General features: G+C 61.0%; 12 protein-coding genes and 1 pseudogene. 6 read left to right on the plus strand and 7 right to left on the minus strand.

The genetic code is table 11. The features are described 5' to 3' along the window. Positions 1–92 (minus strand): annotated as a pseudogene (locus DK391_RS40965) (succinate dehydrogenase, cytochrome b556 subunit); the annotation flags it as partial. Positions 93–317: 225 nt separating this feature from the next. Between DK391_RS40965 and DK391_RS40970 the strand changes: the two are divergent. Next, positions 318–1,232 (plus strand): LysR family transcriptional regulator, encoded by a 915-nt coding sequence (locus DK391_RS40970; protein WP_109483714.1) that lies wholly within the window; start codon positions 318–320, stop codon positions 1,230–1,232. A 51-nt stretch (positions 1,233–1,283) separates the two neighbouring features. Here the strand turns inward: DK391_RS40970 and DK391_RS40975 are convergent, their stop codons facing one another. After that, a complete protein-coding gene (locus DK391_RS40975; RefSeq protein ID WP_109483725.1) occupies positions 1,284–2,153 on the minus strand; it encodes a hypothetical protein in 870 nt (289 codons plus the stop codon). Between the two features lie 305 nt (positions 2,154–2,458). Here DK391_RS40975 and DK391_RS40980 point away from each other — a divergent pair, with 305 nt between their 5' ends. Then, positions 2,459–3,607 (plus strand): DSD1 family PLP-dependent enzyme, encoded by a 1,149-nt coding sequence (locus DK391_RS40980; protein ID WP_109483715.1) that lies wholly within the window; start codon positions 2,459–2,461, stop codon positions 3,605–3,607. A gap of 121 nt (positions 3,608–3,728) precedes the next feature. Here DK391_RS40980 and DK391_RS40985 read toward each other — a convergent pair whose 3' ends face one another. Beyond that, positions 3,729–5,390: an alkaline phosphatase family protein gene (locus DK391_RS40985; protein WP_109483716.1), complete on the minus strand. Its 1,662-nt coding sequence runs from the start codon at positions 5,388–5,390 to the stop codon at positions 3,729–3,731. 932 nt (positions 5,391–6,322) lie between these two features. Here DK391_RS40985 and DK391_RS40990 point away from each other — a divergent pair. After that, positions 6,323–6,802 carry a hypothetical protein gene (locus tag DK391_RS40990; RefSeq protein ID WP_162601053.1) on the plus strand — a complete coding sequence of 160 codons (480 nt, stop codon included), beginning with the start codon at positions 6,323–6,325 and terminating at the stop codon, positions 6,800–6,802. Positions 6,803–6,827: 25 nt separating this feature from the next. Here the strand turns inward: DK391_RS40990 and DK391_RS40995 are convergent, their stop codons facing one another. Next, on the minus strand, positions 6,828–7,775 hold the full coding sequence (locus tag DK391_RS40995) for a LysR family transcriptional regulator (protein ID WP_109483718.1): 948 nt from the start codon (positions 7,773–7,775) through the stop codon (positions 6,828–6,830). Between the two features lie 175 nt (positions 7,776–7,950). On the opposite strand from DK391_RS40995, the gene DK391_RS41000 reads away from it, so the two are divergent. After that, complete coding sequence (locus tag DK391_RS41000) at positions 7,951–9,168, plus strand: FAD-dependent monooxygenase (RefSeq protein ID WP_109483719.1); 1,218 nt, start codon at positions 7,951–7,953, stop codon at positions 9,166–9,168. A 116-nt stretch (positions 9,169–9,284) separates the two neighbouring features. Here DK391_RS41000 and DK391_RS41005 read toward each other — a convergent pair whose 3' ends face one another. The 3 genes from DK391_RS41005 to DK391_RS41015 form a co-directional block, all read right to left on the minus strand. Beyond that, positions 9,285–10,001 carry a transposase gene (locus DK391_RS41005; RefSeq protein WP_109483720.1) on the minus strand — a complete coding sequence of 239 codons (717 nt, stop codon included), beginning with the start codon at positions 9,999–10,001 and terminating at the stop codon, positions 9,285–9,287. A 421-nt stretch (positions 10,002–10,422) separates the two neighbouring features. Next, on the minus strand, positions 10,423–11,406 hold the full coding sequence (locus tag DK391_RS41010) for a transglutaminase family protein (RefSeq protein ID WP_109483721.1): 984 nt from the start codon (positions 11,404–11,406) through the stop codon (positions 10,423–10,425). Positions 11,407–11,583: 177 nt separating this feature from the next. Further along, positions 11,584–12,591: an FUSC family protein gene (locus tag DK391_RS41015; protein ID WP_109483722.1), complete on the minus strand. Its 1,008-nt coding sequence runs from the start codon at positions 12,589–12,591 to the stop codon at positions 11,584–11,586. A 213-nt stretch (positions 12,592–12,804) separates the two neighbouring features. Between DK391_RS41015 and DK391_RS41020 the strand changes: the two genes are divergently transcribed. Next, positions 12,805–13,821, plus strand: a complete 1,017-nt coding sequence (locus tag DK391_RS41020) for an esterase (RefSeq protein WP_109483723.1) — start codon at positions 12,805–12,807, stop codon at positions 13,819–13,821. A gap of 207 nt (positions 13,822–14,028) precedes the next feature. Then, positions 14,029–16,614: a bifunctional aconitate hydratase 2/2-methylisocitrate dehydratase gene (acnB, locus tag DK391_RS41025; RefSeq protein ID WP_109483724.1), complete on the plus strand. Its 2,586-nt coding sequence runs from the start codon at positions 14,029–14,031 to the stop codon at positions 16,612–16,614. The last annotated feature ends 252 nt before the right edge of the window (positions 16,615–16,866 follow it).

Below are 16,866 nucleotides of genomic sequence, written 5' to 3' on the forward strand. Positions count from 1 at the left end.
CGACCCGCCAAAGGAAGACGGTACGCCGTCAATATCTGCCCGATACCGATGTTCCGGTATTCCGGCCTCGGTTTTTTCAATGTGTCAGCCACAGTAGATAGACCCCTTTCGGCTCATCAAAGGAAACAACGACGGCATAGCCGCTCGCCACCACAGGCGCGACGCGTCCTGCGTTTCTCCTCTTGACGATTCGGGGGACCTGTTCCGGGGAGACTTCCAGGGGCGGCGGACCGCGCGATAGCGATATTTTGTCGCGGTACCGTTATACTGTCCAATATCTATCGCATCTTTCTGAAATAGCTTTTGCAGAATATCAGATGGAACTTCGCCATATCCGCTACTTTCTCGCCGTTGCCGAAGAGCGCAACGTCACGCGTGCGGCCGAGCGGCTTGGCATCGGCCAGCCGCCGCTCAGCCAGCAGATTCACGCGCTCGAAGACGAACTGGGCGTGCGCCTGTTTCGCCGCACGGGGCACGGTGTCGTGCTGACGGAGGCCGGCGAGGCTTTCGCCGCCGACGCCAAGCGCATCCTGCACGACACGCGCCTCGCCGTCGAAAAGGCGCAGAGCGCCGGGCGTGGCGAGATCGGGCAGTTCAACATCGGCTTTACCGGTTCGGCGGCGTTCAACCCTGTCGTGTCGAAGCTGATTCGTGCGTATCGGCAGGCTTATCCGAATGTCACGCTCACGCTGACCGAAGGTAACACAGCGCAGTTGCTCGCGTATCTCGACGATGGGCGCGTCGATGTTGCGTTCGTGCGGCTGGGCAGTCAGTCGCCCGCTGGCGTGCAGTTCCACCACATCGCCACCGAGCCGATGAAAATCGTGCTGCCCGCCACGCATCGGCTGGCGAAGAAACGCAAGATCGCGCTGGCCGAACTGGCCGATGATCCGTTTGTCATGCTGCCGCGTGAAGCGAGTCCTACGTTGCATGATGTGATCGTCGGTGCGTGCCGCGAGGCCGGGTTCGAGCCGATCGCGGGGCAACAGGCGCCGCAGTTGTCGTCGGTGGTGAATCTGGTGGCGGCGGAGTTTGGTGTCTCGCTGGTGCCTGCTTCCGTGTGTCAGATACGGGTCGAAGGTGTCGTGTATGTCGACGCGCTCGGCAAGCCTATTTCGATTCGCCTCGTGCTGGCGTCGCGCATTGAGTCGACGCCTGCGAAGACGGCGAATTTTCTGGAGAAGGCGGCGGTGGTGACGGAGGAGATGCCCCGGCGTGAGGCATCGGAATAAGTGTAGCGAGCGTCAGGAGGATGCGTTCGCGCGATAAGTCTTGCCCTCGACTCAAACCACGAAGCACTTTCCTTTCATCGTCTTCGTCATATCGGCTTGCGGGATGGTCGTGGACTTCATCACGCACATCTTCGCTGCAGTCTGCTGATTTTTCGATTTGTGTTGCGGGCCTGGTTTCCACTCGTGAACGGTCGCATCCTTTGTCTCAATACCGAGTTGAAAGTGTGCCTCGTTATATGCCGTTGCGTACGCGTCGAGCGATTCATGCATATCTGACTGGCGGATCCACTCCGGCCTATAAGGAGAAAAGTCCTTTTCATTTGCCCCCTTGATCCACAGCATGACCTTGGTCCACTGCTGCTTCTCCCAGTCTCGAATCGCAAAGTTCGATTCAAGCAGGCTCTCGATAGACCATAGCTGATACAAGCCATAGTTCGCCGCGTAGACCTGTCTCACCGAAAATTGCTTTCCGAAACCGAACAGCAGACAGTAATGCGCGAATCCACCCGATTGACTGAGATCACCCGTGTCATCCCGACACAAAAACGGCATCACGACTGCGCCCTTGTTCTTGATGGCCATCGTCACGATTGCCCAAAGCTCATCGGCATTAGTAAATGTTTTTACCTCGCCTGCTGAGTAACCCGTCTGCATTGCAAGCGTGCTGATGTGCTCGACATCGTTCAACTCGCCGATCTTCGTGACGTTCATCTTCTTGGCAATCTGTCTGAGCGACGTCGTATACGGCCCGTCTACGTCAGATCTTCGAGGCACAGCAGCGTGATGGCCACGCATCTTGAATGCACCATCCAACGCGTAGATTCCACACGTTCCACCCCTTTGGGTCCATTTTTCAGGGATCGTGTTAATCGTGCAGTCTCCTTTCATCATGACGGCAAGTTGTTCTTTGTTGAGTATCACGGCTGCCTCCGCGGTCTGGTTGAGCAAACTCCATGTCAAATCGATCTTTGCAACGGCTCAGTATGCTCCTGTACATGCGGTGTACCTCGCATTCGCCACGAATTCGCAGACAAATTTTGGCAGCATGCAGGTAACGCGCATCAATCGTTGCTGCAGACGAAACACAAAGAGCCACCATTCCAATGGTCGATGCACTTCGATGACGTTTGCCAGTGTGGAAACTGACGTCGCCGTCACCTCAACAGCGAAGCGACTATGATGTAGCACCCGCCCAGCCAACCTCCAGACCCGCCACGAGAGTGCCAATGACGCTTACTCCTCCACCCGCCGCGCGCGTGGGCGATACCTTGTCATCCGTGAGTACGCCTTCGCTGCTCATCGATCTCGACACGTTCGACACGAACATCCGGACAATGGCCACATTGGCCGCCTCGCATCAGATCGCGCTGCGTCCGCATGCAAAAGCTCATAAATCGAGTGCCATCGCGCAACGACAGATCGATGCCGGTGCCGTGGGTGTCTGCTGTCAGAAGCTCAGCGAGGCATATCCATTCGCCGCTGCAGGTATTGCCAGTATTCACATCAGTAACGAATTTGTCGGCGCCGACAAGATCGCAATGGCCGTCGAGCTTGCTTCGCATACGGCGCTTAGCGTGTGCGTGGATTCCGTAGACCAGGTCAACGCATTAGGTACAGCGGCCGCCAAAGCTGGCGTGAAGATCGATGTCCTGCCGGAAGTCGATGCCGGGCAGCACCGCTGTGGCGTGATCTCCGTCGATGCACTGCTGGAACTCGTCGATGCCATCGCGTCGCAATCGGCATTGCGCTTTGCCGGCCTTCAGGCGTACCACGGCGGCGCGCAGCATATCGCCGACTGGACCGCGCGCAAATATGCTGCAAATCGTGCAGCGGACATCACCACCGAATTCGTCCGCGCACTGGATGTGAGAGGAATCGGTTGTGGTGTCGTCACGGGAGGGGGAACCGGAACCGTCGAGTTCGACGTGACGTCCGGCATCTACACCGAGATTCAGCCCGGCTCATATATTTTCATGGACGGGGACTACGGCGGTATCGAATGGACGGGTTCGCTGCAGTTTCGCCAAAGCCTCTACATTCTGTCTACCGTCATGAGCGCGAATCGCCCTGGCATGGCTGTGTGTGACGTCGGGCTAAAAGGACTGGCCGTCGATTCAGGGCTGCCGCGGCATACTCGCTGGGCGCTAGGGTCGCATGGTCCGACACTGGAATACGTCGGCGCAAACGACGAGCACGGCATGCTTTCAGTCAAAGACAATCCTGACGAACACACTGCCGGGCTGGTTGGACAACGGCTTCTGCTGCCGCCGGGGCACTGCGATCCAACAGCCAACCTCTACGACAACTACGTCTGCTTTCGCGCCGATCGCGTAGAAGCGATCTGGGCGATCGACGCGCGCGGAATGTCGCGATAACCACTATCGTCTGGCTGGCTCGCGAAGACTTGACGCGAAAGACAACGCGGGGCCAACGGTTACTTTTCAGATCCCTCGGCGCCTGAAAGCAAGCGCCAAGGGAAACGCTGCGCTACCGCCGTCACTGCTCCTGGTTACCCTCAGGCAACGGCCGCGTCCCTTCCAGACGCACCGATTGCAGCAGTTCCGGCTCGAGCCCCAACGCCCGCAGGATCGTCGGTGCGACCTGCGTGGTGCTCACGCGGCGATCGATCTGCCGTTCATGGTGATGCCCGTCCGGATACGCGACGATCAGACCGAGGTGGCTATCGTCGGGCGCGTTGCCGCCGTGCTCTTCGTCCTTCGATTTACTCGACGTATAGATCACACCGGGGTTCGGCTGCACGATGATGTCGGGCGTGCGGCCATTCGCCGGATTGCCGAACCACGATGCCAGGCGCTGCCCCGTCAGGATGTACGCTTGCGGTCCATCTGCGCAGATACCAGGCGCATTGCAGCTGAGATTGGCCTTGAGCGTCGCGACCACCTGATTCAGCTGACTTTGATCGCGCAGCCAGATCAGGCCGACATCGTCGGTTTGCACAAAGCCGGTTCCCACCAGACCGGTTCCGTCGTTCAGATTGCCTGACGTCGTGCTCGCCTGGCCGAACTTCCCGTCATGGTCCAGATAGTTGTTCGCTTCGAGCAGACTGGTCAGCGTATCGCCGTTCTTGACGAGCTTCGTATGATCCGTGGGTGACTGGCCGTGTTTTGCAGTGACCACGATCAGCGTCGAGTCGGCCAGATTGCGCGCCTTCAGTTCGGCGACCATCTTGCCTAGCGCATCGTCGACGTAGCTGATCGCATCGGCCACGTCTTTTCCGGGCGTAAAGCTCGCGTCGAGATAACCGCCGCCCGAAGCGACAGGTGCCTTCTGTGCAACGCTCAAGGTCTGGAAGTTGGTGCCGAACAGCGCCGGCACATCGGCGTTGACGCTACCCGTCGAATCCTTGCCGTCTATCTCGTGAATGATCGACTGGACGTGCAGGTTGTCGAAGGTTTCAGTATGCGTGTACACGTCCGTATAGTTCGTGCCCGTGGCAGGATCGATTGAATTGATCTCGGTGCGCGACAGATCATCAACGCCCTTTCCCGATGGGCCATTCAACCAGTCATAACCCCATGCGTGCTTGTCGGCCCATGCCGTGCGCGAGGCATGCATGTTCTGCTTCACGACTTCGAAGATCGTATTGGTCTTCACATAGTTATGCGGATAGACGGGTATGCACGCGCCGTTGATTTTTGCATGCGGAATAGCCTGCGGATTGAAGGCACCCCCGCCATTCAGATGCGTCAGCGCCCCACCGTTTTCCGCGTCGATCCCCGTCGTTTCATCGAAAACGACATTCCATCCCTGTTTGCCCGTGCACGTCGTATCCGATGGCGCGTACAGCGTCCGGTCATACGACACATCATAGAAAAGGCCGGCCGATTTCGGCGAACCACCCGTCACCAATGCAGCGAGACCCGGAAATGAATCGGATAGTCCAGGTGTATAGGCGTTTGTATAAGTCGTACCCGACTTCGCCAGCGACGCAAGATTCGGGCACGTATTGCCAGACAGACAACGCGCGACGTCCTGCTCGTGCAAACCGTCCACGCTGATCAGCAAAACGTGACTGATCTTCTTGTGATGTTCATCGCGATCATGTCGATTATCGTTATCTGCATGCGCGAGCAATGGCGAAGCAATTGACGATGCAGTGACCACGCACGTACCCATCCACCTGGCAAGACGATTCATGTGCACCTCGCTGAAATGTTCCTTTTGAATTACCAGCTATAACAGCGATGTAATGTGCCGACAGAATGCGTCCTGAAGATGACCTTGCGCTTTCGTTTAGCTCAAAGTTTGAGAACGCGAATCACGATCAGGCTTTAAAGCAGTGGTGAAACTCACTGCAATAGCTGAGAACATTTCTCAAAAGATGGAGAGAGATGAATGCAAAAATCGATTCAATCTTTAATCGACTAGTCAATTCAGATAGAGTGGGCATAGAGATAATCAGGCACTGAATACAACGCGCCCAGCGAGTGAATGTAGCATTGCTAACTAACTGTGATGACCCGAAAATAAGTGCACGTACGCGCCATCGATCGATCTCCGCGTCGACACCACCATGTGAAATCCACAGCCTGTGTGACCCACGCAACCGCCACTTGCGCGCAGGAAATCGACGTTTCGTCCAGAATCGCGGCCTGCATGACCTTGTACGACTAAAAATTGACCGATACATGCTGACGGAAGTCCGACTGGCGGGTTGACGCTGCTCCCCGGCTGACCGATATTGATTGATTGCCAGCTTCGTATCGATTCGTCCTACCTTATGACGTATGGCGTGTGTGACAGATGACACGGTGCGCGTGGCCATCGCGACGATCGATACATGCAAGCAATGTTTCTGCACTCATTCCCGGGGGGGACATTTGATGATGGGCGCTCAAACCGCTCGTGGCCCGCTTTTTCCGACGACGTGCGCGCGTTGTGGCGGCACGTTGTCTGAACCTGTGAACTTCTGTCCGCGATGCGGCGCGCAAGCAAAGCGCTCCTTCGGCAGTCGATTGTGGGCGTCACGTCCGAAAGTTGCGGCTGGGCCAGCCAAACCCGCGCCAGGCGCGCGGAAGCCTTCGCTGTCTCTGCGCATTGCCAGCCGTCGCGGCCTGACAGCGGGCGTCGTGGTGACGCTCGTGGCCGTCGTGGCGATTACGGCCACCTTGATGGTCATGCATCGGCAGGACGAACTCGCGGGAGGCGAACAGCAAGGCGCGTCGAACACCGTGCAAGGCAGTATCACGCCGGCTGGCACGACGCCGTCCGGACAACGCACGGCATCCACTGCCAATGAACAGGCTGCAATCGAGCCGAAGAACGCAAACACATCGACGGCTGCACCAGAGGTGACACCATCTCCAGCCGCGATACCGCAGACTGCTCAGGCACCGTACGCAGCCAGTGGCACCGCGCGAATCGAAGGCAGCAGTAAAAATCAGCGACTGCTGGCCATTGCGCTCGCGCGAGCACGCACCGGGCTGGAGAAAAACGATCTGCGTATGGCCCGCTCGGGCGTGTTCTGGGCGCTTTCGTTGCAGCGCGACAATAGCGACGCGCTCGCGATGAAACAGGAACTGCTGGCACGCGAACGAGCGCGAAACTAACCCGCTGTCCTTCATGACGCACGGTCTACCCGCCTTTGCGCGGGGACCGGGTTCTGCGCGTCTGCACAGTCGAATCTGCGAACAGGTCGGTCACCATCCCGCGCAGCCAGCGGTTGCCCTCGTCCTGATGGACTCGTGCATGCCAGAGCAGGTGAATGGGTGCAGCCGGCAAGGTCGAGGGCAGCGCGCGCAGGCTCAGTGAGAACGGCTCGGCCAGTTGCAAGGCGAGCCGTTCCGGCACCGTGGCAATCAGATCGGTGCGTTGCAGGATATAGCCGACGCTCATGAAATGCGGCACCGTCAATCGCACCCGCCGCTCCACGCCGCGCCGCTTCAGCCACTCGTCGACCTGACCGTGTCCGGTTCCGGCGGACATCACCACCAGATGCTCGGCATCACGCCACGCAGCGAGCGTGAGCGGCTTCGTTTCGAGTTCGTGCCCTCGCCTGAACAGGCACACGTAGCGCTGATCGAACAGGCGGCGTTGATAGAAACCGCCCTTGAGTTGCGGCAGCAAGCCGATGGCAAGTTCGACGCGGCCTTCGGCCATCTCGTTGCCCAGATTCACACTGGTGTCGCGCACGGTATTGAGTGTGATGCCAGGCGCCTCGCGCGACAGTCGTTCGACCAGCGCCGGAAGAAACACGACTTCGCCAATATCGGTCATGCCGATCGTTATCGTGCGCGTGACATGCAGCGGATCGAAACCCGTCTCGGGGTTGAGCGCCGTGTGCAGGATCGCGAGCGCTTGTGCCACCGGTTCAGCCAGACGCAGCGCGAACGGCGTCGGCACCACGCCACCCGGCCCGCGCACGAACAGCGGATCACCGAGACGCCGACGCAACTTGGCGAGCGCGTTGCTGACGCCGGGCTGGCTCATGTTCATCTGCTCGGCCACGGTCGATACGCGCCCCTCCTGCATCAACCGTTGAAACAGCAGCAGCAGATTGAGATCGACTTCGCTCAGGTTCATGATGCGTGCATCTCCCGCTCATTGATTTCAGTGATGATGCAGATTCACTCCATTTTATTGTGAGATGCACCGCCACTGCCGAGAATTCAGACAAGACACGACGCACGCATCCGGCTTCATCTACGCATGCGATTCGTGCCGACTCGAACGCATAGTCTGAATATTGGAGACAAGCATGGAACAGCTGGATCTGAAGATCGCCATCATCGGTGCTGGCATCGGTGGCCTCACGCTCGCACTCGCGCTGCGCGAACATGGCATCGATGCACACCTGTACGAGCAAACCGATGAGCTTCGCGAAGTCGGCGCGGCAGTCGCACTGTCGGCGAATGCGACGCGGTTTTACGAGCGCATGGGTTTGCGCGCCGCCTTCGACGCGGTGTGCGCCGAAATCCCCGCGCTGATCTATCGCGACGGCCGCAGCGGCGAAGTGATCGGACAGCATCGCGGCGAACCGAGTTATCGGCAGCAGTTTGGCGGCGCGTATTGGGGTGTGCATCGTGCGGATCTGCAGGCTGTGCTGTCGGGCGCGGTTGGGGCCGAGCGCATCCATCTCAGTCATCGGCTGACCAATCTCGTGCAGCATGCCGATCACGTCAGCTTGAGCTTCGCCAACGGCCAGCAGGTCTACGCCGATCTGGTGATCGGCGCGGACGGCGCACGCTCGATCACACGGCGCTGGATGCTCGGCTATGACGACGCGCTTTACTCAGGCTGCTCGGGTTTCCGTGGCGTGGTGCAGGCCGCAAGCATGGATCTGCTGCCCGATCCCGAAGCCATCCAGTTCTGGGTCGGACCACAAGGCCATCTGCTTCACTATCCGATCGGCGACAAGGGCGATCAGAACTTTCTGCTCGTCGAGCGACATCCATCGCCGTGGCCGTCGCGCGACTGGGTCACGCCGGCTAGCGAGGGCGAGCAGTTGCGTCTCTTCAAGGGCTGGCATCCCGCCGTGGTGCAGATGATCACCGCCGTGCCCATCAGCCAGCGCTGGGGACTGTTCCATCGCCCGCCGCTCGGGCGCTGGAGCAAGGGTCGCGTGACGTTGATCGGCGACGCTGCGCACGCACTCGTGCCCCATCACGGCCAGGGCGCAAATCAGTCGATCGAAGATGCCGTAGTGCTGGCCGCACAACTGGCCAAGGCGGGCGCGGGACGCTGGCGCGAGGCGCAGGAGGCGTACGAACGGCTGCGGCGCGGCCGCACGCGCAAGGTGCAGTTCGCGTCGATCACGACGGCAGACGTGCTGCACCTGCCCGACGGGCCCGAGGCACAGGCACGCAACGCCCGCCTTCGCGACCGCGAGAGCCTGCTGCATCATCTCGACTGGATTCACGATTTCGACGCGCTTTCTCAAGAGCCAACGGAACGTCAGGGCGGCACCTGGCTGTGAGCGCGGACCGGCGCTGATGACCGGCCAGAACCCGCAATCGGCGAAAGCCGCGGCCGCACAGGTCGCGGCGATGCCTGGCGTTTAGCCAGCGCCGCCACTTGCCCGTTTTCTGTCGATCAGCCGACCCTGGATAATGCGCGCGAGGTGCGGACCTTCACCGGCTTGTCACGCAACAGCAGCGGCATCAGGCGCCGGTTGGCTGTCTGCGCTGCCCATTCGCAATACGCGGCGCTGCCGAGAACCCAGCCGTTGAGCGTCGATTGCATCAGGTGATCGACTTCGCCTTCATCGAGAGGCTGCGCAGCCAGATTGCAATAAGCCTGCTGACGCTCGCCCGGCGTCGTGCCGAGTGCAGCATAGAGCGGATGGTCCTTGATGAAGCCATCGACACGCCGTCCAACGTGATGCGTGTAACTCGACCACGGGTAATTTCCCGGCTCTGCCACGAGATGACTGCGCACCGGCGCGTGATCGATGACCTTGCTCGCGAGCATGAAATACCGGTCCGGCTCGATCACGGTGGCGTGATACGCGCCGCGCCACATCATGCCGCGGCGTCCGTGACGGCGATTGAAGGTTTCGACGTAGCGGCGGCAGACGGCCTGCATCGCCATGGCCACGCTCGACTCGTAGGAAGGTGTGACGAGGAACTGAACCGCGTCGGGCATCAGCACCCACGCGTGCACTGCCAGATCGGCGACGCGCGCAGCGTCTGCCAGGCAGGCGAGAAAATAAAGGTAGTCTCCTTCGTCGAGGAATGCGGGCCCTTTGAGCCCCTGCAAGATAACGTGCTGCGGTTGTTCTGGGACGTAGTGCCGTGCAAGCCGTGTCATGCTGAATTAACCGGGAATCCGATGTTAGAAAAGCGATCCGACAGAGTTTCGGACGCGGACGATTCTAACGAAAATTCTATCGATCACGTATAGCCGTTACACCACGAATAGGCCTTTTTTTAGGCCTCTTTTCGTCCTTTTGAGGGTTGCGCGTGTTTTCCGGTTTATTCATCCGATGAATAGCGTCGGCAAAACTATTTAGTTCCAGATACGCTGGCCGATTTCTGTTTTCAATAGCCCGGCGGCCCATCCATTTTCGGGTTCGTGTGAGGTACTTCCAGACGCCCCTGATCTGTCTGACCGGATGAGGGTGCGCTTGAAGTCGTGCACCCCGCCATGACGAGCAATAAAACTAGAGCGATGGTCTTGATCATCGTCGCCTCGAAGGAAGTCGTCCTTTACTACTTGCGCCCGTGCGCCCTCACGACGGACACGCGTCCGCAGACACCGCCTCGATCGGCTGCCCGATCCGTCGCACGCTGACGCTGACGTCCATGCCGACAAAATCCTGCGCGGCGCCGAACCACGAACCGGCCACCGGCGCGGCCTGCTCAGGCGTGCGCGTGAACGCCACCCGGATCAGGTCCGTGCCGCCGACGAGCGAATTAGTCGGGTCGTATGGCACCCAGCCCGCGCCCGGCAAATAGACATGCAGCCATGCGTGCGTCGCGCCGGCACCGACCACGAGCGGTTCGTCGCGGCTCTCGATCTGCTTCGCGCCCTGTTGCAGCGCCGTATTGCGCACAACGGGCGGTGCCGATGTGTCGAGCGTCTGGTCGTAGAGATAACCCGACACGAAGCGCGCCGCCAGGCCGAGGCCTCGCATCACTTCCATCATCAGCAACGCGAAATCGCGGCAGGTGCCGCAGCGCAATTTCAATGTCTCGGACGGACGCTGCGTGCCGACGGCATCGCGCGACTGATACTGGAAATCGCTGCGGATCGCCGCGTTGATGTTGGCGAGAATATCGCGCGTGTGAATCGTGCCGCGGCGCGGCAGAAACTGCGCAACCCAGTCGTGCAGCAGAGGCTGATCGTCCGGATATTGCGGCGGCAGGAAAGGCGACAGGTCGAGCCGATCCTCGAGCGAATACTGGAACGGATAGTTCTCGGCCTCGGGCGCCAGGGGCAACTCCAGATTCTTGACGCCGAAATGCTCGATCACGAAGCGCGCGTGGAGCGTCAGCACGTCGGCGGGCACCCTGGGTTCGACGACCGCGACCGAATTCGAAAACACGTCTTGCAGCCAGTACTGAGTGCTGTGCGGCGACGCTTCGAGCGTGGCCGACAGCACGCGGATGTCGTGCGCGGCGCGTGGCCGGAACATCACGCGGTGCGGCGAAAACTCCACCGGCTTGTTGTAGCGATAGGTGGTGATGTGCTCGACTTCGAGAAAGACGGACATAGACGACCTCCGAGCCAGTGCTGCGCCAACGGGTTGCCATGCACGGACGCTACTGCCCGCGCCGTCGCAGGCAACGGGACGGAAGACATGCCCTGCCAGCCTGCCGGTACGGCAATCATGCCATTGCGGGCCGCATCCCGGAAGCCGGGTATAACATGCGCAGCGCCGCGCTTTACCTCAACGCGAACGCGACAGGCGGCGCGCGGCCAGATGCACGCCGAGCACGCAGGCAAGCCCGACGATACCGCCCGTGAGCACGTGCGTGAGCCGTTCGAACGCATCGGCGACGGACTGGTTCGCGAGCATGATCGCCAGCGAGACGAACACACAGCGGAAGAAGTACGCCACCACGTAGCGCTGAAACGCGACCAGCGTCAGAAATACCGCCAGTGTCGCGAGCGTGACGGCCATGCTCGAATGCGGCACCACGAATTCCCCGAGCAGAACGCCGATCGGCACACCGACGATCACCCCGAAGGCCCGGTGCTGCAGTTTGGTCCGCGCCGTTTCGACTGCGCCCGTGACGATGCTCGCCGCGCCCCAGATCACCCATTGCGCGTGCTGCAGGTGACGGTACTCGACCAGCAGCGCCGTGATGCCGACGCTTGCGACCATCGCGATCAGGTCTTCACCATAGGGCGCGCGGAGACCGAAATCGTCGAGATTGGACCAGCGTGCCGCGGCCTTGCCGCGCGAACGGCGATACGCCGACACCAGCGCCGGCACCAGCGCGGCGAGCAGATACGGCAGGGACGCGGGCACTGCGCGCATCAACGCATCGACGCTGCGGCCGCCATGCAGTTCGTTGGCGAGGATCAGCACGGGCACGAAGGTCCACGTGCCGAGCGCGCGCAATCGCTCGCCGCGCGACGCAACGAGGATCACGCCCGCCGCAAGCAGCATGCAAGCGACGACGAACAGCGCCGGCACCCGCTCGGCAAGCAGCAACAGCCAGCTTCCGCCGATCACCGCGAGTCCGTGCGCCAGCACGCCCGCTGGCCGCAGCGCGAGCTTGTCTTCGGCGATCATCGTTGCGACGGTCAGCAGCGACGCCTTGATCCACAGCTCGTTGCCCGTCGCCAGCGCCAGCAGGAAGAACGGCAGCAGGCCAACGGCTGCGCGCAACAGCGGCCAGCCGTTGATTTCTGTCGCGAGACGCAGATGGAAAGGGGCGCCGGCAGACATGCGTGAACTTCCCGTCCGTTGACCTTTATTGATGCCGTGAATGATGTCCTGAAGCAGTGTAGGACGGTTTTTCCACGCCCTGCATGCGCTGCCCGACTACGCTGTTAATTTGCAGCTAACCCGGCAAGGGCATAGTCGACCGTGCCGCTCCAGGCGGCGGCTTCCAGGATCACGCAATCCGCCACGCAACCGTTGCTTGCGCAAGGACACCCCATGAATTCGATCGACAGCAGTACCGGCGCGGCCTCATCGGGCGACGCTCCCCTGCAGGTGCGGGATATCGGCAGCTTTCATGTCGGCGGCCATATGGTTTCGCTGACGGGCATGCCGCTGCGGCAACGGGTCAGCACGGCGCAAGGTGCCGTGCATCCCATCGATCCCAACGGCGAGATGGTCATTGGCCAGATGTACGTGCAGTACGTGAAACTCGCCCAGCCCCGCAGCCGGCATCCCCTGTTGCTCTGGCATGGCGGCGGCATGAGCGGCGTCAACTGGGAAACGACGCCCGACGGGCGGCCGGGCTGGCAGATGTTCTTCCTGCGCGCGGGCTTCGACGTGTTCGTGTCCGATGCCGTCGAGCGAGGCCGGGCGTCGTGGGCGCCTTATCCAGAGATCTATCCGGAAGCGCCATACTTCCGCACGGCGCGCGAAGCGTGGGAAGAAACCTTCCGCTTCGGACCGTCCGGCTCCTGGCATATCGATCCGGCGCTGCGTCGCCATCACGCGGCGCAGCGCTTTCCCGTCGCGCAAATGGAAGCGTTCATGAACCAGTTCGTGCCGCGCTGGGGATGCAACGACGCGCTCACCCAGCATGCCTACGATGCGCTGATTGGCCGCCTCGACAGCAGCATCGTGCTGACCCATAGCCAGGGCGGCAATTTCGGACTCAACGCTGCACTGAATGCGCCGGATCGGGTCAAGGCCGTGATCGCGCTGGAGCCATCGGGTGCGCCCGACCCGGCATTGCGCGATCCCGCCGCCCTGCGCGGCATTCCCCATCTGTTTGTGTGGGGCGATTTCCTGACCCAGCACGCGTTCTGGGTCAACTCGCTGCCCAATGTGCGTCGATGGTACGAGTCCCTGATCGCCGCCGGCGTGGACGCGCAATGGATCGACCTGCCCGCGCGCGGCATCGCCGGCAATAGCCACGCGTTGATGGCCGACGACAACAGCGATCAGATCGCCGCCGTCGTGCTCGACTGGATGCGCGAACGCAAGCTCATCGGCTGATCCTGTCTTGCCCCGAGCGGGCGCAGCGGCGCGCGTCGGCAAGCTTCCGCGCTGCCGTCCATCTGGCACTTTCAACTCTTATATAAGACATAAGACATTTGACGTTCGAGGGCATAACAATTAAAATCGCGATCAAAGCAGTGCCCGGAGCAGCTTCGGCGTGCCTGAAAAAGCCATCCCCTGAAACGCAATACCAGCAGGTCTCCCATGCTTGAAAACTTTCGTGCTCATGTAGCCGCGCGCGCCGCGCTCGGTATTCCTCCCCTGCCGCTGACGGCCCAGCAGACCGCCGAGCTGGTGGAACTGCTGACCAATCCGCCCGCTGGCGAAGAGCAGACGCTCGTCGACCTGATCACCAACCGCGTGCCGGCTGGCGTGGACGAAGCGGCCCGCGTGAAGGCAGGCTTCCTGGCTGCCGTGGCCAAAGGCGACACCGCCTGCGCGCTGATCTCGCGCGCCCGCGCCACCGAACTGCTCGGCACGATGCTGGGCGGCTACAACATCGCTCCGCTGATCGAACTGCTGTCGGACGCCGAAGTGGGCACCGTGGCCGCCGACGCACTGAAGAAAACCCTGCTGATGTTCGACCAGTTCCACGACGTCAAGGAACTCGCCGACAAGGGCAACGCCAACGCAGTGGCTGTGCTGAAAAGCTGGGCCGACGCCGAATGGTTCACGAGCCGTCCGGAAGTGCCGCAAAGCCTGACCATCACCGTCTTCAAGGTGACGGGCGAAACCAACACCGACGATCTCTCGCCGGCTCCCGACGCCACCACGCGCCCGGACATCCCGCTGCACGCACTGGCGATGCTGAAGAACGCGCGCCCTGGCATCACGCCGGAAGAAGACGGCAAGCGCGGCCCGATCAAGTTCATCGAATCGCTGAAGGAAAAGGGCCACCTGGTCGCCTACGTCGGCGACGTGGTCGGCACGGGTTCGTCGCGCAAGTCGGCGACCAACTCGGTGCTGTGGTTCACGGGCGAAGACATCCCCTTCATCCCGAACAAGCGTTTCGGCGGCGTGTGTCTGGGCAGCAAGATCGCCCCGATCTTCTACAACACAATGGAAGATGCAGGCGCGCTCCCCATCGAACTCGACGTGTCGCAAATGGAAATGGGCGACGTGGTCGAACTGCGCCCGTACGAAGGCAAGGCACTGAAGAACGGCGCCGTGATCGCCGAGTTCCAGGTCAAGTCCGACGTGCTGTTCGACGAAGTGCGCGCCGGCGGCCGCATTCCGCTGATCATCGGCCGTGGCCTGACGGCCAAGGCACGTGAAGCGCTGGGTCTGGCGCCGTCCACGCTGTTCCGTCTGCCGCAACAACCTGCCGACAGCGGCAAGGGCTTCTCGCTGGCGCAGAAGATGGTTGGCCGTGCATGCGGCCTGCCGGAAGGCCAGGGCGTCCGTCCGGGCACGTACTGCGAACCGAAGATGACCTCGGTTGGCTCGCAGGACACTACCGGCCCGATGACGCGCGACGAGCTGAAGGATCTGGCTTGCCTCGGCTTCTCGGCTGATCTCGTGATGCAATCGTTCTGCCACACGGCGGCGTATCCGAAGCCGGTGGACGTGAAGACGCACCAGACGCTGCCGAACTTCATCAGCAATCGTGGCGGTATCGCGCTGCGTCCGGGCGACGGCGTGATCCACTCGTGGCTGAACCGCATGCTGTTGCCTGACACGGTCGGCACGGGCGGCGACTCGCACACGCGTTTCCCGATCGGCATCAGCTTCCCGGCGGGTTCGGGCCTGGTCGCCTTCGCGGCAGCTACGGGCACGATGCCGCTGGACATGCCGGAATCGGTGCTGGTCCGCTTCAAGGGCAAGATGCAGCCGGGCGTCACGCTGCGCGACCTCGTCAACGCGATCCCGCTGTGGGCGATCAAGGAAGGTTCGCTGACGGTTGCCAAGCAAGGCAAGAAGAACATTTTCTCGGGCCGCATTCTCGAAATCGAAGGTCTGCCGGATCTGAAGGTCGAGCAGGCGTTCGAACTGTCGGATGCATCGGCTGAGCGTTCGGCAGCGGGTTGCACGGTGCACCTGAACAAGGAACCGATCATCGAGTACCTCAACAGCAACATCACGCTGCTGAAGTGGATGATCGCGCAGGGCTACCAGGACCCGCGCAGCCTGCAACGCCGTATCAAGGCGATGGAAGCGTGGCTGGCCGATCCGCAACTGCTGCAACCGGATGCGGACGCGGAGTACGCAGCCGTGATCGAAATCGATCTGGCCGACATCCACGAGCCGATCGTTGCCTGCCCGAACGACCCGGATGATGTGAAGACGCTGTCGGACGTGGCGGGTGCGAAGATCGACGAAGTGTTCATTGGTTCGTGCATGACGAACATTGGTCACTTCCGCGCAGCGTCGAAGCTGCTGGAAGGCAAGCGCGATATTCCCGTGAAGCTGTGGGTTGCTCCGCCGACCAAGATGGACCAGAAGCAGTTGACGGAAGAAGGCCACTACGGCGTGTTTGGTACGGCGGGTGCGCGTACCGAGATGCCGGGCTGCTCGCTGTGCATGGGTAACCAGGCGCAGGTGCGTGAAGGCGCGACGGTGATGTCGACGTCGACGCGTAACTTCCCGAACCGTCTGGGCAAGAACACGAATGTGTATCTTGGCTCGGCGGAACTGGCGGCGATCTGCTCGCGTCTGGGCAAGATTCCGACCAAGGAAGAGTACATGGCTGATATGGGTGTGCTTAACGCTAATGGCGACAAGATCTATCAGTACATGAACTTCGATCAGATCGAAGACTTCAAGGAAGTGGCTGATTCAGTGCAGGTTTGAGTTTGCCCTGCGGGCTAGGCGGTGGTTTTTTTGCTGCGTAGCTTGTGCTTGATCGATGGCGTCGGAGGCGGTTTTTTGCCTGCGGCGCCGTTTTTTTTTGGGTTTTTGGGTTTGAGTTTGTTGTGGTGGTTTTTTTGTTGGCATCCGCGGTTTGTTAGTGGTTCTTCATGCGTTGCCCCTGTGCGGGGCGGCACTTACTTTCTTTGCCGCCGCAAAGAAAGTAAGCAAAGAAAGCGGGCTAACACCGCTAAT

This window comes from Paraburkholderia sp. C35, assembly GCF_003121405.1.
Classification (GTDB): Bacteria; Pseudomonadota; Gammaproteobacteria; order Burkholderiales; family Burkholderiaceae; genus Paraburkholderia.